23 protein-coding genes are annotated in these 26,033 nt (G+C 53.1%); 21 read left to right on the top strand and 2 right to left on the bottom strand.

Features of this window, described 5'->3' with window-relative positions; translation table 11 throughout:
* The first annotated feature begins 18 nt into the window (after nucleotides 1-18).
* The 17 genes from IEY46_RS11960 to IEY46_RS11880 all read left to right on the top strand — a co-directional run bounded on the left by IEY46_RS11960 (nucleotide 19) and on the right by IEY46_RS11880 (nucleotide 19,047).
* On the top strand, nucleotides 19-771 hold the full coding sequence (locus IEY46_RS11960) for a YveK family protein (RefSeq protein ID WP_229750378.1): 753 nt from the start codon (nucleotides 19-21) through the stop codon (nucleotides 769-771).
* Nucleotides 758-1,435 (top strand): CpsD/CapB family tyrosine-protein kinase, encoded by a 678-nt coding sequence (locus IEY46_RS11955; protein WP_188992238.1) that lies wholly within the window; start codon nucleotides 758-760, stop codon nucleotides 1,433-1,435. Before IEY46_RS11960 ends, IEY46_RS11955 begins: the two co-directional genes overlap by 14 nt.
* A 30-nt stretch (nucleotides 1,436-1,465) precedes the next feature.
* On the top strand, nucleotides 1,466-3,289 hold the full coding sequence (locus IEY46_RS11950; protein ID WP_188992237.1) for a polysaccharide biosynthesis protein: 1,824 nt from the start codon (nucleotides 1,466-1,468) through the stop codon (nucleotides 3,287-3,289).
* Nucleotides 3,289-4,638: a flippase gene (locus IEY46_RS11945; protein ID WP_188992236.1), complete on the top strand. Its 1,350-nt coding sequence runs from the start codon at nucleotides 3,289-3,291 to the stop codon at nucleotides 4,636-4,638. The genes IEY46_RS11950 and IEY46_RS11945 overlap by 1 nt, the downstream gene beginning before the upstream one ends.
* Before the next feature lie 53 nt (nucleotides 4,639-4,691).
* On the top strand, nucleotides 4,692-5,987 hold the full coding sequence (locus tag IEY46_RS11940; RefSeq protein WP_188992235.1) for a polysaccharide pyruvyl transferase family protein: 1,296 nt from the start codon (nucleotides 4,692-4,694) through the stop codon (nucleotides 5,985-5,987).
* Nucleotides 5,984-7,111, top strand: a complete 1,128-nt coding sequence (locus tag IEY46_RS11935) for a glycosyltransferase (RefSeq protein ID WP_188992234.1) — start codon at nucleotides 5,984-5,986, stop codon at nucleotides 7,109-7,111. The genes IEY46_RS11940 and IEY46_RS11935 overlap by 4 nt, the downstream gene beginning before the upstream one ends.
* A complete protein-coding gene (locus IEY46_RS11930) occupies nucleotides 7,101-8,354 on the top strand; it encodes a hypothetical protein (protein ID WP_188992233.1) in 1,254 nt (417 codons plus the stop codon). The genes IEY46_RS11935 and IEY46_RS11930 overlap by 11 nt, the downstream gene beginning before the upstream one ends.
* Complete coding sequence (locus IEY46_RS11925; RefSeq protein WP_188992232.1) at nucleotides 8,341-8,970, top strand: acyltransferase; 630 nt, start codon at nucleotides 8,341-8,343, stop codon at nucleotides 8,968-8,970. The genes IEY46_RS11930 and IEY46_RS11925 overlap by 14 nt, the downstream gene beginning before the upstream one ends.
* Nucleotides 8,971-9,015: 45 nt before the next feature.
* Nucleotides 9,016-10,287 carry a glycosyltransferase family 4 protein gene (locus tag IEY46_RS11920; protein ID WP_188992231.1) on the top strand — a complete coding sequence of 424 codons (1,272 nt, stop codon included), beginning with the start codon at nucleotides 9,016-9,018 and terminating at the stop codon, nucleotides 10,285-10,287.
* Nucleotides 10,284-11,318 (top strand): NAD-dependent epimerase, encoded by a 1,035-nt coding sequence (locus IEY46_RS11915; RefSeq protein WP_188992230.1) that lies wholly within the window; start codon nucleotides 10,284-10,286, stop codon nucleotides 11,316-11,318. The genes IEY46_RS11920 and IEY46_RS11915 overlap by 4 nt, the downstream gene beginning before the upstream one ends.
* Nucleotides 11,319-11,435: 117 nt before the next feature.
* Entirely contained in the window at nucleotides 11,436-13,253 is a 1,818-nt protein-coding gene (locus tag IEY46_RS36900) for a sugar transferase (protein WP_188992229.1), read from the top strand.
* Nucleotides 13,250-14,068 (top strand): acetyltransferase, encoded by an 819-nt coding sequence (locus IEY46_RS11905; RefSeq protein WP_229750255.1) that lies wholly within the window; start codon nucleotides 13,250-13,252, stop codon nucleotides 14,066-14,068. The genes IEY46_RS36900 and IEY46_RS11905 overlap by 4 nt, the downstream gene beginning before the upstream one ends.
* 64 nt (nucleotides 14,069-14,132) lie before the next feature.
* Nucleotides 14,133-15,305 carry a DegT/DnrJ/EryC1/StrS family aminotransferase gene (locus tag IEY46_RS11900; protein WP_188992228.1) on the top strand — a complete coding sequence of 391 codons (1,173 nt, stop codon included), beginning with the start codon at nucleotides 14,133-14,135 and terminating at the stop codon, nucleotides 15,303-15,305.
* Nucleotides 15,292-16,194, top strand: coding sequence for a UTP--glucose-1-phosphate uridylyltransferase GalU (gene galU / locus IEY46_RS11895; protein WP_188992227.1), 903 nt, complete (start codon nucleotides 15,292-15,294; stop codon nucleotides 16,192-16,194). Before IEY46_RS11900 ends, galU begins: the two co-directional genes overlap by 14 nt.
* Nucleotides 16,195-17,538 carry a UDP-glucose 6-dehydrogenase TuaD gene (gene tuaD / locus IEY46_RS11890; protein ID WP_188992226.1) on the top strand — a complete coding sequence of 448 codons (1,344 nt, stop codon included), beginning with the start codon at nucleotides 16,195-16,197 and terminating at the stop codon, nucleotides 17,536-17,538.
* A 26-nt stretch (nucleotides 17,539-17,564) separates the two neighbouring features.
* Complete coding sequence (locus IEY46_RS11885) at nucleotides 17,565-18,176, top strand: hypothetical protein (RefSeq protein WP_188992225.1); 612 nt, start codon at nucleotides 17,565-17,567, stop codon at nucleotides 18,174-18,176.
* 79 nt (nucleotides 18,177-18,255) lie between these two features.
* Nucleotides 18,256-19,047: a hypothetical protein gene (locus IEY46_RS11880; RefSeq protein ID WP_188992224.1), complete on the top strand. Its 792-nt coding sequence runs from the start codon at nucleotides 18,256-18,258 to the stop codon at nucleotides 19,045-19,047.
* A 14-nt stretch (nucleotides 19,048-19,061) separates the two neighbouring features.
* Here IEY46_RS11880 and IEY46_RS11875 read toward each other — a convergent pair whose 3' ends face one another.
* Nucleotides 19,062-19,295: a hypothetical protein gene (locus IEY46_RS11875; RefSeq protein WP_188992223.1), complete on the bottom strand. Its 234-nt coding sequence runs from the start codon at nucleotides 19,293-19,295 to the stop codon at nucleotides 19,062-19,064.
* A gap of 15 nt (nucleotides 19,296-19,310) precedes the next feature.
* On the opposite strand from IEY46_RS11875, the gene IEY46_RS11870 reads away from it, so the two are divergent.
* Nucleotides 19,311-20,204: a helix-turn-helix domain-containing protein gene (locus tag IEY46_RS11870; protein WP_188992222.1), complete on the top strand. Its 894-nt coding sequence runs from the start codon at nucleotides 19,311-19,313 to the stop codon at nucleotides 20,202-20,204.
* A gap of 244 nt (nucleotides 20,205-20,448) precedes the next feature.
* On the opposite strand, the gene IEY46_RS11865 is transcribed toward IEY46_RS11870, so the two are convergent.
* Nucleotides 20,449-21,273 (bottom strand): aldo/keto reductase, encoded by an 825-nt coding sequence (locus tag IEY46_RS11865; protein WP_308422814.1) that lies wholly within the window; start codon nucleotides 21,271-21,273, stop codon nucleotides 20,449-20,451.
* Between the two features lie 457 nt (nucleotides 21,274-21,730).
* Between IEY46_RS11865 and glgB the strand changes: the two genes are divergently transcribed.
* From glgB to glgD, 3 genes are all read left to right on the top strand, one after another.
* Nucleotides 21,731-23,674, top strand: a complete 1,944-nt coding sequence (gene glgB, locus IEY46_RS11860; RefSeq protein WP_229750254.1) for a 1,4-alpha-glucan branching protein GlgB — start codon at nucleotides 21,731-21,733, stop codon at nucleotides 23,672-23,674.
* Between the two features lie 62 nt (nucleotides 23,675-23,736).
* Nucleotides 23,737-24,903: a glucose-1-phosphate adenylyltransferase gene (locus IEY46_RS11855; RefSeq protein WP_188992220.1), complete on the top strand. Its 1,167-nt coding sequence runs from the start codon at nucleotides 23,737-23,739 to the stop codon at nucleotides 24,901-24,903.
* Nucleotides 24,900-26,012 (top strand): glucose-1-phosphate adenylyltransferase subunit GlgD, encoded by a 1,113-nt coding sequence (glgD, locus tag IEY46_RS11850; RefSeq protein WP_188992219.1) that lies wholly within the window; start codon nucleotides 24,900-24,902, stop codon nucleotides 26,010-26,012. Before IEY46_RS11855 ends, glgD begins: the two co-directional genes overlap by 4 nt.
* Nucleotides 26,013-26,033 lie beyond the last annotated feature (21 nt).

Genomic DNA, 26,033 nt, shown 5'->3' with positions numbered 1-26,033 from the left:
GTACGTTTCAAATTGAATATGGAACTGGATTTAAAGCATTATCTGTCGCTGATTCTCAAACGGATCTGGATTGTGGTTGCTATTGTCATCTTGGGTACCGCCGCCTCGGGCATTGTGAGCTTCTATTATTTAAAACCGGTTTATCAGGCTTATACCAAGCTGATCGTAAATTCTGCCAACGACAAGCCGGGCATGCTGCAGCTTGATCTGAACGCCATTAATACCAACATCAGCCTGATCAACACGTACAAAGAAATCATCCGGACACCGGCCATCATGGAAATGGTCGTAAACAAGCATCCCGAATTCAATGTCACAACGGATGAACTGATGAAGAACATCAGCTTCAGCTCCGTCAACGGAACGCAGGTTGTTACGCTCGCTTATCCGAGCACGAACTACAAATCGGCGGTACGAATCGTGAATTCGATTTCAGAAGTGTTCCAGGAACAGATTACGAAGATCATGAAGGTTGATAATGTCTATTTGCTTCATATGGCAAACGAGAACAAGCTTCCGGCGCCGATTAAACCCGATCCCAAGCTGAATATGGCCATTTGCTTTATCATCTCGTTCTTGTTTGGAATCGGTTTTGTGCTGCTGCTGGATTATTTCGATGATACGATCCGCAATGAAGTCAGCGTTGAGCGTTATTTGGGGCTTCCGACCCTCGTGCTTATTCCTTCGATCAAACAGGGGGATTTGCGGAAGAAACAGAAGCAATCCATTAATCCGGCGAAAGCAGGTGAAAGTACGCATGCTGCAAATTGACCAAAGACCGATTATTACGGATCTTAATCCGTTGTCGGCTATATCGGAATCCTACCGGACCTTGAGAACGAATCTGCAATATGCGGAAGCGGATCGTCCTCTTCAGCTATTGATGGTCACATCGGCGAATCCGAAGGAAGGCAAGACCACGACGATCAACAATCTGGCGGTTGCTTATGCGCAAACGGAGAAGACAGTGCTTCTGGTAGACGCCGATCTCCGCAAGCCTACGGCGCATGTGAGCTTCCGGCTGTCCAACCGCTGCGGTTTGACGGATGTGCTGTCAGGACGGGCTTCCGCTTCGGAAGCGGCGCAAACAACCCATATCGATAACCTGCATGTGATGCCTTCGGGCTCGATTCCGCCCAATCCATCCGAACTGCTGGGCTCTCGCAGGATGGATCAGCTGCTGGAGGAGCTGCGAGGCATCTATGATATTGTGCTGATTGATACGCCGCCGGTGCTGGCTGTAAGCGATGCGCAAATCATGTCGACCCGCTGCGACGGCGTTCTGCTGGTGGTCAATGCACGCAGCGTGAAGAAGCAGCAGGCGATCAAGGCAAGAGATGCGCTGCAGTTCGTGCAGGCCAGGATCGTCGGGGTAGCTTTGAATCAGACGGCAGTTCGTGAGTCAAGCGCTTATTATACCTACGTGCAGGAATAAAAAGAGAATCAATGGGAGGAATGAGAAAGTATGGTTGCAGCCTATCGGACGCGTTTTTTGATTGCACTGGATTTGTCGGCTGTCGTGCTCAGCCTGGCGGTGGCTTTCTGGCTGCAGACAAGCAGCCCATGGATGGAACCACGGCCCTTTATGTGGCTGACTTATGCGCTGCTGGCAGGAGGGGTCGGGCTGTTTTGCACGCTGCGGATGAAGCTGCATCTGAGGATATGGCAATACGCCGGCGTCAGTGAAATGTTCTCCATCCTGTCAGCTGCTCTGTGGACGGGTCTTCTGCCTTACGCTGCTGTTAACATCCTGTTCGGCTGGAATGTGCCGAAGCTGATCCTGCTCCACCATATGATGGGCATGATCTTCATGATGGCGGGACCGCGTTTGCTGTGGAGAGCCTTCTGCGATAAGTTTTCAACCCGCCGGAGAAAAGGCAGCCACCGCGCCCTGATTATCGGAGCCGGCAGCTGTGGGACATTGATTGCCAAGGAATTGCTGCAAAATGAAACGGTTGCCGTCGTACCGGTCGGTTTTATCGATGACGACCCTTACAAAAAACAGCTTTCGGTCTATGGGTTGCCGGTCTTCGGGGGACGCGACGATATTCCCCGCATTACCGAAACAGAGGATATCGACGAGATAATCATCGCGCTGCCTTCCGTATCGAAGTCCCAAATATCCCATATCATCAACATTTGCAAATCCACGAAAGCCAGGTTGAAAATTGTTCCCGACCTGCATGAGCTCATACAGGGCCAAGGCGCGGTGAGACGCGTTCGCGACGTTTCGGTTGAAGATCTGCTGGGACGCGATCCGATCCGGACCGATTTGGCTCATATTGCTAATTATGTGGAAGGCAAGACCGTGCTTGTTACCGGGGCGGGAGGTTCCATCGGATCGGAGCTGTGCCGCCAGATCGCACCTTTCGCACCGGATAAGCTGCTGCTGCTGGGTCATGGCGAGAACAGCATCTATTTGATCGAGATGGAACTGCTCAACACCTTTCCTGATCTGCGCATTGAAACAGTCATTGCCGATGTGCAGGACCGCAAACGGCTGGAGGATGTGTTCGCCAAATACCGCCCGCAGGTGGTTTTCCACGCGGCAGCACACAAGCATGTTCCGCTGATGGAACGCAATCCTTCGGAAGCGATCAAGAACAATGTGTTCGGTACAAAAAATGTCGCGGAATGCGCAGATCTGTTCGGCGCCGAACGGTTTGTTTTTATCTCCACGGACAAGGCGGTCAATCCCACGAGTATTATGGGAACGACCAAGAGGATTGCGGAAATGTTCATACAAAGTCTGGACAAGCACAGTAAAACCAAATATGTCGCCGTCCGGTTCGGCAATGTGCTGGGCAGCAGGGGAAGCGTCATTCCGCGCTTCAAGGAGCAGATCGCCAAAGGCGGTCCCGTCACAGTCACCCATCCCGAAATGGTTCGTTATTTCATGACCATTCCGGAGGCTGTGCAGCTCGTGATCCAGGCCGGCGCATTCGCGAAGGGCGGAGAAATCTTCATTCTGGATATGGGCAAGCCGGTGAAAATTGTGGATCTGGCTACCGATTTGATCCGATTGTCCGGTTATGAGCCGGGCATCGACATTGATATCCAATTCAGCGGGATTCGGGAAGGTGAGAAGCTCTATGAAGAGCTGCTGACCAATGAGGAGGGGCTTTCCTCCACTGTGCATGACAGGATCTTTATCGGCAAGCCGATGCAGATCAACCGCACCGAGCTGGAATTTGAAATCCGCAAGCTGGAGCAGGTATTGGGGCAGCATCCCGAGCAGATCCGCGCTGTGCTCAAGCATCTGGTTCCGAGCTACCGGAATGTATCGTAATGGACAGTGCACAAGGGCTTTCCAAGCCGGCAGCTTCACGCTCCGGCACTGTGGCTAAACTGCTGGCAAAGGGAGGAAGCATCAGCTTTCTGATCAATGCAGCTGGGATGGGACTTGCGCTGCTGATGCAAATTGTACTTGCGCGTCTGCTGGGAGCAGCCGGGTATGGGACATACGCATTTGTGACGACTGTGACAACCTTTCTTGTTTTCCCGGCCAAGCTGGGCTTCGATACGACGATTGTGCGGCTGGTCTCGGCACATAAGGCGGAGAACGCCTGGCCGTTGATTAAGGGTTTGATGAGAAGAGCGAATCAGATCGGTTTCGTCCTGTCGCTGACGGTTATGTTGATCGGTTTGGCTGTAATCGCATGGCGGCATGAAGGCATGACGAACGCTCAGACAGCCGCTTATGCGGTTGGACTGATCACAATACCGCTGCTGACGCTGGCAACACTCCGGCAGAGCGCGCTTCAGGCGCTGAAGGATGTGCTTTTTGCCCAGATGCCTGAGAAAATCATCCGGCCGCTGCTGACGATCGGACTTCTGCTGCTGGCGGTGTACGCCATTGGCATGGAGGCGAATGCCGGCGTTGCAATGCTTTGCTTTGCCGTATCGGTTGGTGTCTCCTATTTGATCGGAGCGGTAGTGCTGAAAGCCAGGATAGGCGGTCAGACGGCACTTGTAAAACCGCAGTATGAGACCCGGAAATGGTTAAACCTGTCGGTATCGCTGATGATTAACGGCGGCATGTACCTGATTTTGGGCCAGCTTAACGTTTTGCTCATGGGTATGATGGAAAGCGAGACGCAGTCCGGATTTTTCTCCGCAGCCGTCAGGCTGGCAACGCTTGTATCCTTCGCCATGACGGCGATTAATATGACCGCTGCCCCCTTGCTCTCCGAGACCTATGCCAAAGGCGACTGGAAAAAGCTGCAGCAGGTATGTACCACATCCGGGCGTGCTGGATTCACTTTTGCAGCCGTCATCTTCATAGCCTTTGCCATCGGCGGGCGGCCTCTGCTCGGACTGTTCGGAAGCGAATTTACCGCGGCTTATCCTGCGCTTGTACTTATAGCGGCAGGCCAATTATTCGGCGCTTTCTGCGGACAGACAGGAACGCTGGCAACGATGACCGGGTATCAGAAAACGCTGACCCGTGCGCTTGGAGCCGCGACTGCGCTGAATGTCGCTTTAAGCCTTGCCCTGATCCCGCAGCTTGGCATGACGGGAGCTGGTATAGCGTCCTTCTGTTCTTCGATATGCTGGAACGCTGCCATGGCCGTATTGATTAAACGCAAGTTCGGCGTTGTGACACCGGTATGGACGCCTTCGCTCCGACTCAAATAAACCGGGTTTATACAGCTTGAACCATACAGATAAATTAAGGAGAGGAACAACTGATGACCACTGTGCTGCTTGCCGGAGTGCCAAGTTCTCCGAACCTGGGAGACGGTCTGATTGCCAGAGCCATGACTTATCTGATTGGGATGCATGGTCCGCATAAAGTGCTGCATTTCGATTTGACGCAGGGCCTGTCGCAGGAAGAAGATCAAGCCCTGCAGCAGGAGAAGGCCCAGCCGCATGCCTACCGTCTGAATGACGACAGCCTGAAAAAAAGAGCCACCCCTGACAGTTTGCGTATGATGAAGGCTTATTGGCTGCACCGCCGGAAGAATTCGGTGCTCTCCACGCAGCTGAAGAGGCTGGTAGCGGAATCCGATGTCGTGATGATTGGCGGCGGGCATCTGTTTATCGATACGTATTTGACTTTTCCGCTAGCTGTCAGGCGGGTCGCCGATGAGGCCAGGCGGCAGGGCAAGCCGCTGCATGTCGTATTGGTGGGTGCGCGAGGTCCTTGGAGCGGACCGGCGCGCGCCTGCTTCCGCGGGGTATGCAGGTATGCTTCGAGCATTGCCCTCCGGGATGAGGAATCCAGAGCCTTTCTGCTGAAATTCGATCCTTCCCTGGCAGACAAGACAGTAGCCCTGAGCGATCCGGCCCTTTATTCCCAGGAGACCTTCGCCTCACTGATCAACCGTCAGGAGGCTGCTGTTCAATCCAAGCTCCCATCGATGAGGTCCGCGGATGCCTTGAGCGCAAAAGAAGGTGGAGGCATAGGGGTCATGGAGCCTCCTGTTCAGACTTCCACAAGCCTTAAGCCGATTATAGGACTCGGAATACTTGATCCGAATGAACTCCGCCGCAGCACCTCGCTTCGCTGGGAGCGGCAAACCTGCGCGGAGTGGTGGCAAGAGATAGCGGCTATTCTGACCGGTAAAGGTTATGAGGTCCGCGTATTCACAAATGGAGCCGAAAGCGACAATGCTTTCGTCGAGCAGATGGTCAAACCCCTGTGCCACGGCTTGAACGGCGTGAGTTTCTACCCGTATCCGCGGACCGTGGATGCGCTGGTGGATCAGATCAGCCAATGCGGCGCGATCATAGCCCAGCGGCTTCATGCCTGCCTGCCGGCGGTTTCCATGCTGAAGCCGACTTACGGCGTCATTTGGGACAGGAAGCTGTCGGCGATTTTCCACGATTTGGGGCTGGGCGGACATTTGGTGGACTTCAATCAGCCGGCGGCGGAAGCTGTTGCGGCGATGAAGCTTGAGCAGCCACCTTCCGCGCTTTTTCTCAAGACGATGGAAAGGAAGAAGAACCAACTAATCGGTCATATGGGGAGAATTTTACGATGAGCGGCGTTATTAAAGTGCTTCATGTTGTGGGCAAAATGCATCCGGGCGGGATCGAAACGCTCTTGATGAATGTGTACCGGCATACGGACCGTGAGCGCTTTGAGTTTCATTTTGCCGTACAGACCGAAGAGCCGGCTTTCTACGATGAGGAGATCGAAGCTTTAGGGGGAAAGATTCTGCGCCAGCCCCATCCCCGCAGCGGACTTGGAGGCTTCACGCGCGCCCTTGAACGGAATATCCGCAGCAACGGCCCGTATGCAGCGATTCACAGCCATATCTTCGGATTCAGCGGGTATGTGCTCAAGACCGCAAGCAGGTTGGGAATTCCGATCCGGATCTGCCACAGCCATAACGTCAAATCAGCCGGCAAAGGCTCGGTGCTTCGCTCGCTATATACACGCTACATGAGGCATCTGATGGTTAAGCATTCGACGCATATGCTTGGCTGTTCCAGAGAAGCCTGCGAATCGCTGTTCGGCGCAAACTGCTGGAAGGACAGCCGCGTGATGGTATTCCCGAACGCGATATCCACGGAGTCCTATGCGGCACTGCCGCAGGATCGCAGGCAGCTGCGCAGCCGTCTGGGTCTGGGCTCGTCGAATTCACCGGTGTTCGCCCATATCGGCAGATTTGCGGATCAGAAGAACCATGGGTTTCTGATCGACCGTTTCGCAGAATATGCCGCAATCGACAAGGAGGCCAAGCTGCTCCTGGTCGGAGACGGCCCTCGCCTGGCGGAGATGAAAGAGAAGGTGCAGCATCTTGGGCTACGGGAACAGATCCTTTTTCTGGGACTGCGCAAGGATGTGCCGGAGCTGCTGGGTGCCGTTGACGGATTTATTCTACCTTCCCTCTTCGAGGGTTTGGGCATCGTGCTGATTGAGGCGCAGGCCGCCGGCATTCCTTGTCTGGTATCGGATGTTGTCCCGAAGGAAGCGGACTTGAAGCTTGGTTTGTTCCACCCGCTGCGCCTGGCTGACGATCCCAGGCGGTGGGTTGACGGGCTCCGTGAACTGACCGCTGCTCCCCAGCCGGATTGGCCGACCCGGCTGAAGGCCTTGGACCGGTTCGGCTTCAATATGTCAAGCAGCGTACGCAAGCTGGAGCAGCTGTATGGAAGTTAGGCAGGGACATTCGCTTCAGCATCCCGTTGCGGGGGCGTTGTATATGGTCGTGCTGCTGCTTCTGGGCAAGCTGCTGTTCCCGCTGGACGAACAGATGGGGATCATTATATTTTTTGCTCTGATGATTCCGTTCTTCTTCTTTCTTCTCCGCTGGCCGAACACGCCGGGTGCCCTCTTCGGAGGGCTGTGCGTGATGCTTGCAGGCAAGTTGGTATATGCGTTGACGACCGATCCGCTCAGCGGGCCGGACGAAATTCATTATTACGAGCAGGTCAGCACGTTCGAGCGGCTATCCGATTTCATGCCCTACGCCTGGAACCATCTGGTTACGGAATGGGCTAATATATCGGCTTATCCGATGTTTGGATTATTGTATATGCCTTTGTTTAAATGGTTGGAACTGCAGGATCCGCTGCCGATTATCATGCTTAATTCGCTGCTGCTGCTGCTGCTTGTTAATCAGACCTACCGGCTCAATGAGCAGTTTTTCCGCTATGAGATGGAACAGGATCAACGATTGCGGTTTCATTCCTATATGATTGCCGGGTTGCTGATCAGTCCGTCATTCATGCTCTTGTCCTCGGTGTTCGCCAAGGATGTCACCTGCGCGCTCTTGGGATTATATGGTGCCGGACTGCTGCTCAGACGGAAATATTTGTGGTTTATTGTGCTCATTATCTATGCGACCGGACTGCGGGACTATTCCATCGTTTATACATTAGGTTTCTACTTTCTCTATGGGCGCAAGTTCAAATCGGCAGCGGCTATCATGCTGCTTGCCATGGCGGTGCTGGCTCTGCAGATTGGCCCGCTGGGACTGCTGAATTCCGGAATGCTGACGGTGTTCCTGTTTATGAGCCCGAACCCGGTGAATGTAGTGAACTGGGATTCGGAGCTGCTATTTCGCACGCTGGAAGCACTCTGGCTTAGCGTCGGTCTTGGCCTGGGTATCCTGAATTTTCTGCGCTTTAAGGAAACCCGACCGTTCTACCTCATCGCCGCTATGCTGCTGTTCACCTACGCCTGCACCTTGTCTCTGGTCGGTTATGTAACAATTACGGGCCGTGACCTGGAGTACGGAGTAGGGACGGTGGGCGACAACATGGTCCGCAAGAAGCTTCCCGTGCTTCCGATGCTTTATATCGTGCATGCTTACAGCTTCGTATGGGGTCGAAAATGGTTCCGGAAAAGTGCCGCACTCCCATCAATAGAAAAAGGGGGATTGACTGATGCGAGGCCGTGATTTGTTTCTATCCGCCAAGCCTGTGCTGAATATGACGGCGAAAGCGATGCGCATTGTTCCAAGGCCTTTACTGGTCTGGTGGTGGACGCTAAGCGATCTGCTGCCTCATTTGCCGGGGGTTGCCGTGCGGTACTGCATTCTCAAAAGACTGGCCAAGCGCTGCGGGGATAATGTGCTTGTCGGCCCAGGCGTCGAAATCCGTTATTGGGAAAGGCTTTCTGTCGGTTCTAATGTCAGTATTCATAAGCAATGTTACATTGACGCTTACGGCGAGCTGGATATTGATGACGAAGTGTCCATTGCCCATCAAACCTCGCTGGTTTCGTTCCAGCATACCTGGAGCGATGAATCGATGCCGATTCGCGATAATGCCGTCGTGAGCGGGAAAATCCGAATCGCCCGCGATGTCTGGATCGGCTGCGGTGTCCGCGTGCTGTCTGGCGTAGAGATCGGCAGCCGAAGCGTTATTGCCGCCGGAGCAGTCGTTACCCGCAGCGTGCCGTCAGGCGTTGTTGCAGCCGGCGTGCCGGCCAAGAATGTGAAAACCATCGCTCTCGATTCCGGAGGCGACAGCTCAAAAGCTACAAGCCCCGGGCAGTCCCGTTTCCACGGCTGACAGCCGCAGCGAATTGTCCGGAAATATCATTATGGAGGGATCGCCATGCATATTGTTTGGGCGCATGACCACACGTTCTATTTCAATGAAACAGGAAAGTTCTACTCCGGCGGCAAACTGCCTTATGCCGTATGGGAGCGCTATTTGTCGGTATTCGATCATGTGACGGTTGCCTGCCGGGGACAGCGGACCTCTATTGATGCTGATATGAAAGGCAAATCGCTATCCAGCGGTCCGAATGTTGATTTTCTTGTTCTTCCTTCGCTCAGCAATCCGGTGAACAAACTGACTAAAAAAGGGTATGTGGACCAGTGCCTGACGGATGTAATCCGGAATGCGGATGCCGTTATCGCCCGCATGCCGAGCGAAATTGGGGCGGAAGCGATCCGTGTGGCGCGCAAGCTGGGCAAGCCATATTCCATAGAAATGGTTGCCTGTGCCTGGGATGGCTTATGGAATTACGGAAGTGCTCAAGGGAAGCTGTATGCGCCGCTGTCCCTGTGGAAAACCCGCAAGCTGGTGAAAAATGCCCCCTATGGCATTTATGTTACGGAACGTTTCCTGCAACAGCGTTACCCTCTGGCTTCAAACGGCGTGGAGGGGGCTTGCTCGAATGTGGAAATTCCGGCGCCTGAGCCGGCTGTACTGGAAAAAAGGCTGCAGCGTATTGCATCCATGGGAAGCAAGGAGCCGCTGCGGATGGGTCTGATCGGCTCCTTGAATGGCCGAACCAAAGGCATCGATACGGCCCTTCGCGCAATAGCTCGCATAGCACGAGGCGGCCAGCAAGTGGAGCTCCGCATTCTGGGCGACGGTTCGGCCGAACGCTGGCGTGTTCATGCCACGCGCCTGGGCGTTAATCATCTGGTTGAGTTTTGCGGAGTTCTGCCTAGCGGCAGCGCCGTGTTTGAATGGCTGGACGAGCTGGATCTGTATATTCAGCCCAGCTTCCAGGAAGGATTGCCCCGGGCAACGATTGAAGCCATGAGCCGGGGATGCCCGGTGATTGGCTCGACAGCGGGGGGGATCCCTGAGCTGATCGATGCACAGTGGCTCCATAAGCCCGGAGACGACAAGCAATTAGCGGCGAAACTGAGCTTTGCTGCCGGCAACCGGGAATGGATGAAAGAGCAGGCGGAGCGGAATTTCGAGCGCGCCAGCCATTATACCAAGGTCAAGCTGGATCAGAAACGGTTGGCGTTCTGGGTTTCATTCCGCGATTATGCCGCTTCCGCATCGCCAGGAAGCACAAAAAACAAGCAGGGGGGCACAGCTTACGTAACCAAAGAATCGTCAAAGGGGGCTGAAGCTTTATGACCATCCTTGTTACCGGGGCAGCAGGCTTTATTGGTTATCACCTCAGCCAGCGGCTGATGGAAGACGGACAACAGGTCATCGGAATTGATAATTTTAATGATTATTATGATATTCAGCTCAAGCGCGACAGGATGGGCAGGCTGCACCGCCACCCGCTATTCACCGGGATGGAAGCGGACATTGCAAGGTTTGATGAGCTGGATGCTTTGTTCCGGGATTATAAGGTCAAGACAGTGATTCATTTAGCCGCACAGGCCGGTGTGCGCTACAGTATCACGAATCCGTTCGCATATTTGGAATCCAATCTGGTCGGATTCGGCAATGTTCTGGAGGCGTGCCGCAGACATGAGATCAAGCATCTGCTCTACGCTTCTTCCAGCTCGGTATATGGAGCGAATGTCAACATGCCATTCAGTGTGCATGACAGTGTCGACCATCCGGTCAGCTTGTATGCCGCAACCAAAAAAGCCAATGAACTGATGGCCCATACATACAGCCATTTGTATGGTTTGCCGACAACGGGGCTCCGGTTCTTCACCGTATACGGCCCGTGGGGACGGCCCGATATGGCGTACTTTACGTTTACCCGGGATATTGATAATGGCGTTCCCATTAAAGTGTTTAACGAGGGGCGGATGCAGCGGGATTTCACCTACATCGACGACATTGTCGAAGGGATTGTGCGGCTGCATGCGCGCCCGCCTCAGCCTGATCCGCATTGGAACCGCGAGCAGCCTGATCCGGGTTCCAGCTATGCGCCCTACCGGGTATACAATATCGGCAACAACAAGCCGGTGGCGCTGATGACCTTCATCAGGACAATCGAGCAGATGCTCGGCAAGGAAGCCAAGCTTGAATTTATGCCGATGCAGCCCGGGGATGTAGAGGCGACATTTGCGGATATTGACGAGCTGACGCGTGATGTCGGGTTCAAGCCGACGACCACCATTCAAGAAGGCATCGGGCAATTCGTCGATTGGTACCGGAGCTATTATACAGTCCGGAGTTCGGCTGAACAGCTCCAGTTGTAGCCGGGCAAGGACTTTTGCGAAAACGGCAGCATTGAAGGATAAGTATCAAGGTTGTCATCCTCCTGGACAGGACCGGATGGACAGCCAAGCGAAAACTTGGCAAGGGATGGGAGAACCATGACTAAAGTGGCGCATATTTGTACCTCGGGCATCAGTCATAAAATACTTGGCGATAAGCTGACCCTCCTTCACGATGCCGGATATGATGTTACCTTCATTTCTTCGGGCGACAGTCTGGATCAATCGGTGATGGACGCTTACCCGTTTGCGTGGAAAGCGGTACCGATGGCGCGTGCCATCAAGCCGCTGGCTGATCTGCGCTCGATATGGCGGATGCGGAAGCTGTTTAAGTCGGAGAGCTACGATATTGTGCATACCCACACGGCGAAGGCTGGACTTATTGGCCGGATTGCTGCTCGCCTTGCGGGAGTGCGGACTATAATTCACACGAGTCATGGACTGCCCTTTTATGAAGGACAGTCCAGGAAGGTGAACATGATCTACCGTTCTCTGGAGCGTTTGGGCGCCCGTTTCTGCGATGCGCTCGCTTCCCAGAATGTGGAGGATCAGGCTGTAATGAAGGAAATGGCGCCTTGGCGGCCCGTTTATTATGAAGGAAACGGCGTCGATCTGGAGAAGCTCGACCGTGCGGCGAAAGATGCGCTGCAGCGGTTGAAGCCCGTGGATCTGAAGCAGGCTTACGGGATTAACGGGGAACTGCCGATGCTGCTGATGGCAGCACGGTTCGAGCCGGTAAAGAACCATATGCTCCTCCTGGACGCTCTTGTACTGGCGAAGCGGGAAGGAAAGCTTGCCTGGGTCACGGTTCTCGCCGGACAGGGTCCGCTGGAGGCGGAAATACGCAGGCGTATTGCATTGGAGGGGCTGGAAGACGATGTCGTTCTTATCGGGCAGCAATCTCCGATTATACCCTGGCTGCTGACAGCTGATGCGGTATCCCTGTCGAGCGAGAAAGAGGGTATTCCGCGGTCGCTGATGGAAGCAATGGCTTTTCGCAAGCCTGTTATTGCGACAGATGTGCCTGGTACCCGGGAGCTGGTCGTCAGCGTGTCCTCAGGAAGGGATGCTTCCGAAAGACAGGAGCCGACAGGTGTGCTCGTGCCTTATGGCGATGCCGCTGCGCTGGCGGGGGCTCTCCATCTGACGATGACAGATGCTGGACTGCGGGAGAAGCTTGGCCTTGCAGGTAGAAAGCGGATTGAAGCTCATTTTACAGAAGCGATAGTAGTGGAGCGGCTTAAACGCGTGTACGGGGAGATGCAGGAGCGGAAGAATCGCAGCCGTTCCGCACGAACGCAACGGGTCATTAAACGGGCCGTCGATCTAGCGCTTAGTATCAGCGCGCTTGTCCTGTTGTCACCCGTCATCGCGCTGACTGCAGCGGCCATCCGCATCAAGCTGGGTTCCCCGGTGATATTCCGTCAGCAGCGGCCGGGAAGATACGGCAATCCTTTTTATGTATACAAATTCCGTTCGATGACAAGCGAGAAGGATGCTAGCGGGATGCTGCTCCCTGACGAGGTCAGGCTAACCGCTTTCGGCAGATTGCTGCGCAAGCTGAGCCTGGACGAGCTTCCGCAGCTGCTCAATGTGTTACGGGGGGATATGAGTCTGGTAGGACCGCGCCCCCTTCTGATGGAATATTTGCCGCTTTATACGGCTGAACAGGCTCTCCGTCACGAGGAACGACCGGGCATCACCGGCTGGGCTCAGGTCAATGGCCGAAATGCCGTGTCATGGGAAGAGAAATTCCGTCTTGATGTGTGGTATGTGAACCATCAATCCCTGGCGCTGGATGCCAAGATCGCATTCCTGACGGTCTATAAAGTGTTGAAACGAGAGGGCATTCAACAGGACGGCCAGGCGACGGTACTTAAATTCGCCGGCAGCCGCGGCGCGGAGCGTGTGACATGAAGGGCCGGATAACCCATTCGGAAGCGCCGGTCTGTGCTTCATCCTGTATGCCTTCTGCGGGTGCACCGTCTTCACCACCCGGAAGCAGCTGGCCAGGGAGGCACCCGTTTTCTAATCGCTCTTTGCCGGATGACCACGGAAGAGATGGCAGCAGGAAACGCAATGGGACGCCGCTTGTGCTGATCGGGGGCGGTGGCCATGGACGGGTTGTAGCCGATATGGCCGAGACAACAGGCGATTACCGGATTATCGCGGTTGCCGACGATAAATTTACGGCAATCGAGTTGAAAAGCGGGGTCTGTTATGGACCGCCAGCCATGGTGCGCAAGCTGCTGCGTACCGACATCGAGATGCAGGCGATTATTGCGATTGGCGATAACCGGATGCGCTTCATGATGGCAGAGCGGCTGGGAATTGCCCTGGAGCGATACGCGCTCATTATTCATCCCGGCGCCTATATTTCGCAGTATGCCGCTATCAGCCGGGGAACGGTCATTATGCCTGGAGCGGTTGTCAATACAGGTGCCCGCATCGATTCCCATGCCATTATTAATTCCGGCGCCATCATCGAGCACGATGCCGAAATTGGTCCCTTCGCCCATATATCGCCAGGAGCTGCGCTTGCCGGAGGCGTCCGAGTCGGGGAAGGCGCACATGTCGGTATAGGCGCATCGGTAATTCAATCGGTCCGTTTGGGAAGCTGGAGCATACTGGGGGCGGGCGGCGCCGCCATTCGCGATATTCCCGGAGGAACAACAGCCGTCGGCGTTCCTGCCAGACCGATTCCTCCTTACGGGAAAACGATAGAAGCGTAATACAGAAGCATTACCCTCAGAATGGGGTCAAGCAAGTCAAAATCAAGCTTAGGAGTGGTGTTCCATGTCAGAGGAGCCGCGTATCTTGCTATCGCCTCCCCATTTGGGGGAAGCGGAACGCCGCTACGTTCAAGAAGCATTCGATACCAATTGGATTGCGCCGTTAGGGCCCAATGTTGACGAATTTGAAAGTGAGCTGGCCCGCAAGGTCGGTACGAGAGGGGCACTTGCTTTAAGCTCCGGCACAGCCGCTATCCATCAAGCGCTTCGACTTGCAGGCGTCGGCCGAGGTGACCGGGTGTTTGTATCGACTTTAACGTTTGTAGCCAGTGTGAATCCCGTTCTTTATGAAGGGGCAGAGCCGGTGTTTATCGATTCCGATTTCGAAACCTGGAATATGTCTGTGGCAGCTCTGGAACGCGCACTTGCAGAAGCAAAGCAAGAAAACCGGTTGCCCAAAGCAGTCATCGTCGTCAATTTGTACGGGCAAAGCGCGGATATGGATCCCATTATGGAGCTTTGCGGCGCATACGGAGTCATGGTGATTGAGGATGCCGCCGAATCGCTGGGCGCCTCGTACAAAGGCAAAGCAAGCGGAACCATTGGAGCGTTGGGGATTTATTCCTTTAACGGCAACAAAATCATTACCACTTCGGGAGGCGGCATGCTTGTCTCCGACAATGTGGAGGCGCTGTCCAAGGTTCGTTACTGGTCCACCCAGGCCCGCGACCCGGCGCTTCATTACGAACATAGCGAGGTAGGCTACAATTACCGGCTTAGCAATGTGCTCGCCGGGATAGGACGCGGCCAGCTTGAGAAGCTGGAAGACCGGGTGGCCGCCAGAAGGGCCGTCTTTAGCCGTTATGAGCAGGCTTTTGAGGGGATGGAGGGAATTGAATGGATGCCTGAGGCTCCTTATGGACAATCGACCCGCTGGCTAAGCGCGCTCACCATCAATCCCATAATGACCGGGGTTACCACTTCCGAGCTGATCCGCACACTTGCCGAGGAGAATATCGAAGCGAGGCCCGTCTGGAAACCGATGCATTTGCAGCCTCTGCTGCGCCAATACGACTATTATCCGCATTCCCTGCAGTTCAGCGTTTCGGATCAACTATTCGCCCGTGGCCTATGCCTGCCCTCCGGCTCCAGTCTGTCGGAACGTGAGCAGGATCGTGTCATCGCTTGTATATCCCATCAAATTCATTCGAGGAGGCCCACTCATGAAAGTGCGTAAAGCGATTATTCCCGCGGCAGGCCTCGGTACCCGTTTTCTGCCGGCAACTAAAGCCCAGCCTAAAGAAATGCTGCCGATTGTCGATAAGCCAACGATCCAATATATCATTGAGGAGGCCATCGCCTCCGGGATTGAAGATATTCTGATTGTCAGCGGGCGGGGCAAACGCGCCATCGAGGACCATTTCGACAAATCCTTCGAGCTTGAGGAAACGCTGCTGAAGAAAGGAAAGTCCAAAGAACTTGAGCAGATCCGATCGATCTCGGAGCTGGCCAATATCCATTACATCCGGCAAAAGGAACCCCGGGGACTGGGACATGCCATCTGGTGCGCTCGCAGCTTTGTCGGCGATGAACCGTTTGCAGTCCTGCTCGGCGATGATATCGTACAATCCGAGCAGCCGTGCTTAAGCCAGCTGATCAAGGTGTTCTCCCGGTTCTCATCGTCGGTCGTAGGTGTTCAAAAGGTTCCGGACGAGGATGTGTCCAAGTACGGAATCATTGCGCCGCGTGGCTCCTCCATTGAACCGTCGGTCTTTTTCCTGGACACGCTGGTGGAGAAACCTTCGCTTAAGGCGGCTCCATCCAATTACGCGATTATGGGCCGATATATCCTGACACCGGAAATCTTCGATATTCTGGAGCATCAGCAGCCTGGGGCGGGCGGGGAAATTCAATTGACCGACGCGATCAAGAAGCTGAACGATCTGAAGACCGTCGTCGCTTATCAGTTTGAAGGCACGCGATACGATGTCGGCGATAAATTCGGTTTTATCAAAGCAACGCTTGACTTCGCGCTGCAGCGTGACGACTTGAAAAACGATATGCTGGGCTACATTCAAAGCGTGTACGAGCAGCATTTCTCACTCCTTAATAAGGTGGCGAAATAGATGAAGAAAATCACAGTAATCGGAACAGGTTATGTTGGGCTGGTATCGGGAGCCTGTTTTGCCGAAATCGGCAACCGCGTTATCTGCTGCGATGTGGACGAACAGAAGATTATCAAGCTTCGGCGCGGTGAAATTCCCATCTATGAGCCGGGCTTAAGCGAACTTGTGGAGCGCAACACCAAACGCGACCAGCTTTATTTTACGACTGAAGTGGGAGAGGCGATTGAAGCCTCCGACATTATTTATATTGCTGTGGGCACGCCGATGTCCGAGACAGGCGAAGCCGATATGCGTTATGTGATGTCGGCAGCCAAAAAAATCGGCGAGCATTTGAACAGCCATAAAATCATTGTAGGCAAAAGCACCGTCCCGGTCGGCACGGGAGAGCTTGTACGGGAAGTGATTCAGGCAAACAAGAAGCTGCCCTGGGTAGGCTTTGACATCGTCTCCAATCCTGAATTTCTGCGTGAAGGATCGGCTATCTCCGACTGCATGAATATGGACCGGGCCGTTATTGGCTCGGACAATCCGGAGGCGGCTCGCCTCATCGGGGAACTGCACAGTCCCTTCAATACCCGTATTTTCACAACGGACCTGGAAAGTGCGGAGATGATCAAATATGCGGCTAACACGTTTCTGGCGACGAAAATATCCTTCATTAACGCAATCGCGAATATTTGCGAGCGTGTGGGCGCGAATGTCGCGGATGTTTCAGAAGGCATGGGGCTGGACAGCCGTATCGGTTCCAAATTTCTGCAAGCGGGCATTGGTTACGGCGGTTCATGTTTTCCCAAGGATACTTATGCGCTTGCCCATATTTCCGACAAAGCGGGATATGATTTTGAGCTGCTAAAGTCGGTTATCAAAACGAATCAGCGTCAGCGTTATGTCATCATGGACAAGCTGCGGGAAACGCTTGGAGGACTTGCGGGCAAGCATGTAGCGGTGCTGGGTCTTGCTTTTAAGCCGAATACTGACGATATGCGCTATGCGCCGTCACTTACCATTATACCGGAACTCCTTAAACAGGGAGCCTCCGTCTACGCTTATGATCCAATTGCTTCCGAGGCCGCCAAGCGGGAGCTGCCTGAAGGCGTGACTTACTCCACGTCGCTGGATCAGGCTGTCGCAGGAGCGGATGTGGCCGTTATTCTTACAGAATGGGATGAAATCAGATCGATGGATTTGTCCAATATCCGTAAGCTCATGAAGCGTTCCATCCTTATTGACGGTCGCAATTGCCACAGCTTGCAGGAAGCGCAAGAGGCCGGGTTCGAATATCATTCCATCGGCCGCCCGCCCGTCAATATGTCAGAGCCTGACCGCCAGTCGGCGAACTTCTGATTGGTGTCCGTGAGGAGGTCAGGCAGATGAACAATCAGCCTGCGGAGAAGAAAAAAACTGCTAAGCCGTTCCGTTGGAAAAGGCTGGCGGTTGCGGCAGGCATTTTCCTGCTTATCTTGTTGGGAGGTGTTTATTATGCTTACGATCGTATGACGGATCACCTTCTGGAGGTATTAATGGATGATGCTATGGCATCCGATGGCTGGGCAGGAGAAGCTCCGGGGACCGCCTCAGACAACAGTCTCCCGTCATTGTCCGCGGATTCAGACGAAGCTGGGGAAAAGATGTCCTTGACCCCGAAGAAGCAGCCAGCGCAGAGCGGTGGCGATTCTGCAGAGGCCTTGTCCACATCCTATGACGCGGTTATTACTGCGGATAAAGCCAGCCAAGTCAAGGAAAACGTGACGATGAAGGAGAAGCTGGCTATCGGCAGCGTAATCCTGCGCCACTTCAGCTCAGATGAACTGAGCTCGTTCAAGAAGGCGGCAAGCGGCGGCTTGACGCGCGAGGAGAAGAAGGAGCTGAAGGAGCAGGCGATGTCGAAGTTGTCGGCTGAGGAGTATGACGAGCTGATTGCCATTGCAAAAAAGTATGGATTAAGCAAAGGAAAAAGCTATCAGGATTCGTTGGAGGAGTAAGTTGGCAAACCAGCTAATCAGGATGTTCTGGCAGGCCGGTCGATTTAAAGGCATACAAGAATGAAATGGAGTGAAGATGATGAAATTAAAATGGAAAATTTCCCTGTTCACCGCATTGATAGTGGGAACAACTGCCGTCACTGCAAACTTCCACGTTCCGCGTGCGGAGGCAAGCTCTTATTCGTTCTCTTTCGTATCTTCATTTTTTGATGTCATTCAGAAGTTCCAGGAGAATGCGGAGAAGAAGGCAGGAGCGGTTGTCCAGCTCCCCATCCCTTCGAAGAACCCGAACAAGCCGGAGAATCCGGGGAACTCGCAAGGGAATAACCCGAACAAGCCGGAGAATCCAGGGAACTCACATGGGAATAACCCGAACAAGCCGGAGAACCCGGGGAACTCGCAAGGGAATAACCCGAACAAGCCGGAGAATCCAGGGAACTCACATGGGAATAACCCGAACAAACCGGAGAATCCAGGGAACTCACATGGGAATAACCCGAACAAACCGGAGAATCCGGGCAACGGCAAGCCTAAGCCTGAAACCCCGAAGGTGGATGAGAAAGCGGTTAAGCTCGTTCTGAAGCAGACGGAGGAAAAGTTGATCCAATTGAAGAACAGTACACAAAATACACTCATGTCTTTAGCTTTCCAATTCGCTTTTGCTGAGACGACACACGAGAAGACGGTGCTGTATCAAAAAGGCAAGGATGCACTTGCCGCATCGATCGCCTCATTTGCCGTTATCATGAAAGATGCGGCCGCGAAATTGGCTGCACTCGGAGCGGATGTTTCGCAACTGGAAGTATACAATACAGCGTTTGATACCTTCCAGGTGCAAGGGAAAGAAATATTGAAGCAAATTGTGGATTAACTTCGATTAAGCTGTCATTTCCTGAATATTATTGAAACGTGGCGGTGCGGAACTTTATCCAAGTTCCGCGCCGCCACTTTGTTTTCCATAACAGTTATTCGGGAGGCAGCCATTTTTTTACGGAGAAGGCAGCGCAGGGGAAGTTTTTTTGCGTTTATCTTCAAATGATGTTTCTCCCGCAACAAATGTTTGATAGAATATACGGGCAGCAAAAACATACAACCAGCATATTCAACCAGCATATTCAACAGGGAGGCCTTCTTTTGTCGTCCGATCCGCTGCTTACTTTTTTATCGCCGCCGCTGCCTTATTTTATTGAATCCAACCGGAATACTTATCCGCCTGGCGGCGAGCATCCAAACCGGCGAAACCTGGGTGTTTTCGATTTACTCTTCGTTCATAGCGGAATGCTATATATTGGTGAAGAATCGCGTACTTGGGAGCTTGGCGCCGGGCAGATGGTCATTTTGCGACCCGATTGCTGGCATTATCCCGTCAAGCCCTGCTCAGAGGAGACGGTCATCGACTGGGTCCATTTCCAGACGGCCGGTCCTTGGGAGGAACTTGACGAACATAACTGCGGCACGCTTCGCGGGGACTATTATTCGTATGCCATTCGACTGCCCAAGACCATGACGCTCGGCTTTCCGGAGGAAGCGATTTCGTTGTTCGGCAAGCTCCATGAGGCGGCGCTGGGCACATCACACAATGCGTTCTGGCAGCGCCAGCAATGGTTCCTGCATTTGCTGCAGCTATTCGACGAAGGTTGGCGGACAGATGCCGCGAAAGCGCCGATCTCTGTTGCGGAGCAGGCTGCCGCTTATTTGAAGCGCCATTTCCGCGGCTCCGTGACGAACAGCAAACTGGGCGAGGCACTGGGCCTGCATCCCAATTATATTGCCAGATGCATGAGCGAGGTGTTCGACTGCACGCCCCAGCAGTATTTGCTGTCTTACCGGCTGGATCAGGCCAAACTGATGCTGCTGCGGACCAATTGGCCAATTTCGCGCATTGCCGATGAAACCGGCTTTAAGCAGACACCGCACTTCTCGCGTTCTTTCTCTGACCATATCGGCATTACGCCGCTGCTATACCGGAAGCGATTTACCGGCACAACGCTTGTCCGCGGCAATCCCAGGCAAGAGGAATTCGAGTAAAGCAAACCCGGTACTTGAGCGGCGGCTGGTGAGGCTTCACCGATTGTCTCTTGCAAAAACAAGGAACCCTTTCTCCAAATAAGGAGAGAGGGTTCTTTCTGTACTGATATTTAATGATAAAAGGTTGTTACAGCGATTTGAAAAGTGTACGAAGCTATCGAGTCTGCGATTAACCTGGTGCTGCTGTCAAACCAACCACAGAGCGGGTAATCGCTTACAATCAGAATCCCTGTTTGACTGTCTATTAAAAGTCAAAATTATCCGGATCAGCACCCAGCCGGACCGACTGATCCAATTGACTGATAAGCGCCATATCCTGAGGGCTGAGTTCAAAGTCGAACAGATCCATGTTTTCTTTCATTCGGCCGGGATGGACAGTTTTGGGAATCGTGACAACCCCATTTTGCAAATCCCACCGGAGCACCACCTGGGCTGCGGTTTTGCCATATTGAGCAGCTATTTGATGCAGCAGCGGATCGTCGAGCTTTCCATTCATAAGCGGGCTCCAGGCCTCCAATTGAATACCGTGAAACTGGCAGAAGGCAAGGAGTGGCTTTTGCGCAAGCTTAGGATGATATTCGACCTGGTTCACCATCGGAATGACCTGGGAATCCGCCATGATGTCCTCGATATGCGACGGTTGGAAATTGCTTACCCCGATCGCACGGACCGCCCCTTCCGCATACAGCTTTTCGAGCGCGCGCCAGGTGTCCTTGTATTTCCCTTTGACCGGCCAGTGAATCAGATACAAATCAATATAGTCCAGCCCAAGCTTCCGGCGGCTTGTTTCGAAGGCTGCAAGCGTCGACTCATAACCTTGATCCGAGTTCCATACTTTGGTGGTAATAAAGATTTCCTCTCTTGCAATCCCGGAACTGGCGACAGCTTCGCCGACCCCGGTCTCATTCTGATAAAGGGTGGCGGTGTCAATGCTGCGGTAGCCAAGCGACAATGCAGATTGAACAGCCTCCACAACCTGCTTGTCCTCATCCATTTGATAGACGCCGAGTCCCAGCCAGGGCATCTCTACGCCGTTGTGCAAGCGAGCCCGATCTGACATATTCTGAATCATGAATGATCCCTCCTGAAATATTGATAGGTTAGATACTATTTAAGATTCTAGCCCCAACCCTTACGGGAATCAAGCAAACAGGCGAGAGGGAGCGTGATTGGGAATCGTCGGGGCATGGAAATGTTTCATTTAGAATAGGGACGGGCAGCCGTTTATGGCGAGGAAAAGGCTGATTGCAAAACCCGCATTTATGGTTAATATCCAACACACAGAGGGATGCGGTGGTGCATCCCCATCGCTCAAGCGATTCGCCGCATAGAAGGCAGCGGCTGTGTCATGTTTAGGTGATTGCTTGTATAAACTAGGTTAAGCTCATCAAGCTTGGCTAACCGCCGAAATTTTCAGAAAATTAGGTGCCAACATGATTTCAGCGGTGTATAATGAAATAAAAGTCGCGCATTGGCGTCAGATAACTTCACAAAAATATAACAAACATTTCTCCTGGGGAGGGTACATGCCGCTCATGATAAATGCCGCATCAATCGGTATGTCTACGCGCGATTTGTATTTATTCAATCAAGGCACATTATTTCACAGCTACCGGACCTTCGGAGCACATCCCATCCGGCTTGGCGACGATAGTGGCGTCCGCTTTGCCGTTTGGGCGCCAAACGCCCGGAGTATCCGGGTTGTCGGATCCTTTAATGATTGGAACGGCAAACGCCACGCCATGCTGAAGGTCGGGGAAACGGGCGTCTGGAGCCTCTTTGTACCGGAAATCGGTCCCGGAACGGTATATAAATACGAAATTGAATCCCAGCAGGGAAAAATCATGCTGAAGTCCGATCCGTTTGCTTTTCAATCGGAGTTAAGGCCCGGAACGGCTTCCATCGTGACGGATCTGGGCGGCTACCGCTGGCGGGATGATAGCTGGCAGCGCCGCAAACAGGAGGAAAGCCCCTATCATGAGCCGATGCTCACCTATGAAGTGCATCTGGGCTCCTGGAAGAATAACGGCAAGGAGCTCTTCTGGACTTATGAACAGATGGCCGGTGAGCTGGTAGATTATGTAACAATCATGGGTTACACCCATATTGAACTGATGCCTGTAACGGAGCATCCTTTGGATCAATCATGGGGTTACCAGGCAACGGGTTATTATTCAGCAACGAGCCGCTACGGGACCCCTGAACAGCTGATGTTTCTGATAGACCGCTGTCATGAGCGCGGGATCGGTGTCATTCTGGATTGGGTCCCTGGCCATTTTTGCAAGGATGATCATGGCCTCCGTTTATTTGACGGTACGCCTATTTATGAAGGGGCGAATCCGCTTCGGGCCGAGAAGCCGCTTTGGGGCACGCTTGCTTTTGATTTTGGATGCACGGAGGTCCAGAGCTTCCTTATTTCCAACGCGATCTACTGGATGGATGTTTTTCACGTGGACGGTTTGCGCGTGGATGCTGTCGCCAGCATGATTGATCTGCATCTGGATAAACCACCAGAGATGCGGACCTTCAACAAACATGGCGGTTCGGAGAACACGGATGCGATTCAATTCCTGAAAAAACTCAATGAAACAGTCTTTCATTATTTTCCCGATTCGCTGATGATCGCAGAGGATTCATCTTCCTGGCCTGCCGTCACCTCACCAACGTATATGGGCGGTCTCGGCTTTAACTTCAAATGGAATATGGGCTGGATGAACGACATGCTCCGCTATATGGCGCTGGCACCCAAGGACCGGATTCATCACCATAATCTGATTACCTTCTCTCTTGTATACGCCTTTTCCGAAAATTTCGTTCTGCCGCTTTCGCATGATGAGGTTGTGCACGGCAAAAAATCGCTGCTGAACAAAATGTCCGGCACCTATGATCAGAAATTCGCCCAGCTCCGGCTCTTCTATGGTTACTGGATGACGCATCCTGGCAAGAAGCTGCTCTTCATGGGAAGCGAATGGGGACAGTATGATGAATGGAAGGATGCGGAGTCGCTGGATTGGAAGCTGCTTGATTATCCCTTGCATAACCGGATGCATCATTATGTCAAAACGCTGAATCATGCCTACGCCCAGCTGCCTTCTCTTTGGGAGCGGGATTGCGATCCTGGCGGCTTTGAATGGATCGATGTGCACAATGCTGCCCAATGCATCATTGTTTTTATGCGCAGAGGCCATGGGATCAACGAATTTTCAGTATCTATATGCAATTTCTCCGACCAACCGCTTCAATCTTACGTGATCGGCGTCCCCGAGCCTGGTTTCTACAGGGTCGTTATAAATAGCGAGTCCAACGAATTTGGCGGCACATGGGAACATGTCCCGGAGCTCATAGAGAGCCGGCCTGTCATCTGGCAGGGAAGACCATGCAGCCTGGTTGTCGATCTGGCTCCTTTCAGCTTTCAGTTGCTCACTTATGACCCAGGGGAAGGGCCGCAAATGGTTGAAACGTTTCATTAGCAGTTATGCAAGCGGACTTCATTGCTGCGGCAGTCAGCTGCAGTAGAAAAGGAGAGAGTGTCATGGGCAGAAAAAGAATGTTAGCCATGCTGCTTGCTGGCGGAGAAGGGAAAAGGCTTGGTGTGCTGACCAAGGATTTAGCCAAACCGGCTGTTCATTTCGGCGGAAAATACCGGATTATTGATTTCACTTTGAGCAACTGCACCCATTCCGGCATCGATACTGTGGGCGTTCTGACGCAATACCAGCCGCTTGTGCTCAACACGTATCTGGGAATCGGCAGCCCGTGGGGACTTGACAGACGTGACGGCGGGATGGCTATTCTTCCGCCTTATATGAAACAAAAAGGCGGCATGTGGTATAAAGGAACGGCTAATGCGATTTATCAGAACATGGGATTCATCGACCGTTTTGATCCCGAATATGTATTGATTATTTCCGGTGACCATATCTATAAGATGGATTACGAATTGATGCTGCGCCAGCATGAAGAACGCGGGTCGGATGTGACGATCGCGTGTATTGAAGTCGGATGGAAAGAAGCGAGCCGCTTCGGAATTATGAGTATTGACGAGGATGGCAGCATTACCTCCTTTGCTGAAAAACCAAAGGTGCCGACCAGCAATCTGGCTTCGATGGGCGTGTATATATTCTCTTGGCCTGTACTCCAGCAGTACCTGATCCGGGACGAAGCGAACCGCTTGTCGGGCAATGATTTCGGCAAGGATATAATTCCCGCCATGCTTCATGACGGGATCAAACTGAGCTCTTATACCTTCGGCGGCTACTGGAAGGATGTCGGAACGCTGGAGAGCCTGTGGGAAGCCAACATGGACCTGCTTTCCGACAAACCGGCTCTGGACCTGAACGACCGCGACTGGCGGATTTACTCCGTCAACCCGAACCGGCCGGCTCATTTTATCGCCGCTGGCGGTGAAGCTTCCCAGTCGCTCATTACCGAAGGCTGCATAATAGAAGGCCGAGTCCATCGTTCCGTGTTGTTCTACGGGGTGCAGTGCGGCGTTGACAGTATCATAGAGGAATCGGTCATAATGCCGAATGTCATCATTGGCCGGGATGTTAAAATATACCGCACCATAATCGGTGAAGGAGCGGTAATCGCCGATGGCGTTACCATCGGAAATCCTGACAAAGGACCGGTAACGGTCATTGCCAGCGATGAACACGTGACCCCAAGCCATATTCTGGAGGAGGTGGAGCAGTCATGAATTCAAATGTTCTCGGCGTTATCAATCTTATTCATGAATCGGATGAAATGGAGTCGCTCACGGCGGACCGCTGCCTCGCCACTGTGCCTTTCGGTGCCCGTTACCGCCTGATCGATTTTACGCTTTCGAGTCTGGTCAACTCGGATATCTCCAAGGTCGCGATATTCGCGCATACCAAATACCGATCTCTAATGGACCATTTGGGCTCAGGCAAACATTGGGATTTGCATCGCCGGCAGGGCGGCCTGTTTATGCTTCCACCCATTACAGATGATGTGAACGAGGTTCGCCGCGGCGATCTGTTCCATTTCTATCAACACCGGGATTACTTCATGCGCAGCCAGCAGGAATATGTCGTCATTACCCGCAGCCACATGATCAGCAATATCAATTTTGAGCCGATCATTGCCGAGCACAAAGCCAGCGGAGCCGATATCACTGTCGTCTGCAAGGAGCAGCACGATCTCATGGACGGAAAAGCGCGCAAAGTGCTCATTGACGATACAGGCAGAGTAACTGGCATTCAAGACCATTATGGCCGGATGGAAAGCGACCTGGTCTCCATGGAAATGTACATCATGCGCAAAGACTTGCTGATGGAGCTTGTCGAGACCTCTCTGGCACAGGGGCAGGACCATCTCGTCCGTCATGCCATCATGTCCCGCGTCGATAAGCTTCATATCCAAAGCCATATGTACAAAGGTTATTTGGGAATCGTCAATACCGTGTCCAGCTATTATCAGAACAGTATGCAGCTGTTGCGTCCGCAGGTGTGGAAAAGCCTCTTCTTCGAACCGGGACTCGTGTATACAAAAGTAAAAGATGAGCCGCCTGCCCGCTATGCGGAAGGCGCGAAAATGAGCAATTCCCTGGTCGCTAACGGCTGCATTATCGAAGGATCGGTCATCAACAGTATTCTTTTCCGTGGGGTCCATATCCAGAAGGGCGCCGTCGTCCGCAACAGTATTGTGATGCAAAACGGAATCATTGGCGAGAATAGCAATATCAATCACGTCATTCTGGACAAAGATGTAACGATTGAACAAAGCCGTGAACTGCGGGGTGCGGAATCCTCGCCTTTCCTGGCCATGAAACGCAAGGTGATTTAAGCTTCCCTTTGTTGGAGTGGA

The organism is Paenibacillus nasutitermitis (assembly GCF_014641075.1).
Lineage (GTDB): Bacteria > Bacillota > Bacilli > Paenibacillales > Paenibacillaceae > Paenibacillus_Z > Paenibacillus_Z nasutitermitis.
This window is presented reverse-complemented; position numbering and strand designations above follow the sequence as displayed.

Bases quoted from the DNA above. Each gene is read 5' to 3' on its own strand.
- IEY46_RS11960 (WP_229750378.1), top strand. From the start codon at position 19: ATGGAACTGGATTTAAAGCATTATCTGTCGCTGATTCTCAAACGGATC.
- IEY46_RS11955 (WP_188992238.1), top strand. From the start codon at position 758: ATGCTGCAAATTGACCAAAGACCGATTATTACGGATCTTAATCCGTTG.
- IEY46_RS11950 (WP_188992237.1), top strand. From the start codon at position 1,466: ATGGTTGCAGCCTATCGGACGCGTTTTTTGATTGCACTGGATTTGTCG.
- IEY46_RS11945 (WP_188992236.1), top strand. From the start codon at position 3,289: ATGGACAGTGCACAAGGGCTTTCCAAGCCGGCAGCTTCACGCTCCGGC.
- IEY46_RS11940 (WP_188992235.1), top strand. From the start codon at position 4,692: ATGACCACTGTGCTGCTTGCCGGAGTGCCAAGTTCTCCGAACCTGGGA.
- IEY46_RS11935 (WP_188992234.1), top strand. From the start codon at position 5,984: ATGAGCGGCGTTATTAAAGTGCTTCATGTTGTGGGCAAAATGCATCCG.
- IEY46_RS11930 (WP_188992233.1), top strand. From the start codon at position 7,101: ATGGAAGTTAGGCAGGGACATTCGCTTCAGCATCCCGTTGCGGGGGCG.
- IEY46_RS11925 (WP_188992232.1), top strand. From the start codon at position 8,341: ATGCGAGGCCGTGATTTGTTTCTATCCGCCAAGCCTGTGCTGAATATG.
- IEY46_RS11920 (WP_188992231.1), top strand. From the start codon at position 9,016: ATGCATATTGTTTGGGCGCATGACCACACGTTCTATTTCAATGAAACA.
- IEY46_RS11915 (WP_188992230.1), top strand. From the start codon at position 10,284: ATGACCATCCTTGTTACCGGGGCAGCAGGCTTTATTGGTTATCACCTC.
- IEY46_RS36900 (WP_188992229.1), top strand. From the start codon at position 11,436: ATGACTAAAGTGGCGCATATTTGTACCTCGGGCATCAGTCATAAAATA.
- IEY46_RS11905 (WP_229750255.1), top strand. From the start codon at position 13,250: ATGAAGGGCCGGATAACCCATTCGGAAGCGCCGGTCTGTGCTTCATCC.
- IEY46_RS11900 (WP_188992228.1), top strand. From the start codon at position 14,133: ATGTCAGAGGAGCCGCGTATCTTGCTATCGCCTCCCCATTTGGGGGAA.
- galU (WP_188992227.1), top strand. From the start codon at position 15,292: ATGAAAGTGCGTAAAGCGATTATTCCCGCGGCAGGCCTCGGTACCCGT.
- tuaD (WP_188992226.1), top strand. From the start codon at position 16,195: ATGAAGAAAATCACAGTAATCGGAACAGGTTATGTTGGGCTGGTATCG.
- IEY46_RS11885 (WP_188992225.1), top strand. From the start codon at position 17,565: ATGAACAATCAGCCTGCGGAGAAGAAAAAAACTGCTAAGCCGTTCCGT.
- IEY46_RS11880 (WP_188992224.1), top strand. From the start codon at position 18,256: ATGAAATTAAAATGGAAAATTTCCCTGTTCACCGCATTGATAGTGGGA.
- glgB (WP_229750254.1), top strand. From the start codon at position 21,731: ATGCCGCTCATGATAAATGCCGCATCAATCGGTATGTCTACGCGCGAT.
- IEY46_RS11855 (WP_188992220.1), top strand. From the start codon at position 23,737: ATGGGCAGAAAAAGAATGTTAGCCATGCTGCTTGCTGGCGGAGAAGGG.
- glgD (WP_188992219.1), top strand. From the start codon at position 24,900: ATGAATTCAAATGTTCTCGGCGTTATCAATCTTATTCATGAATCGGAT.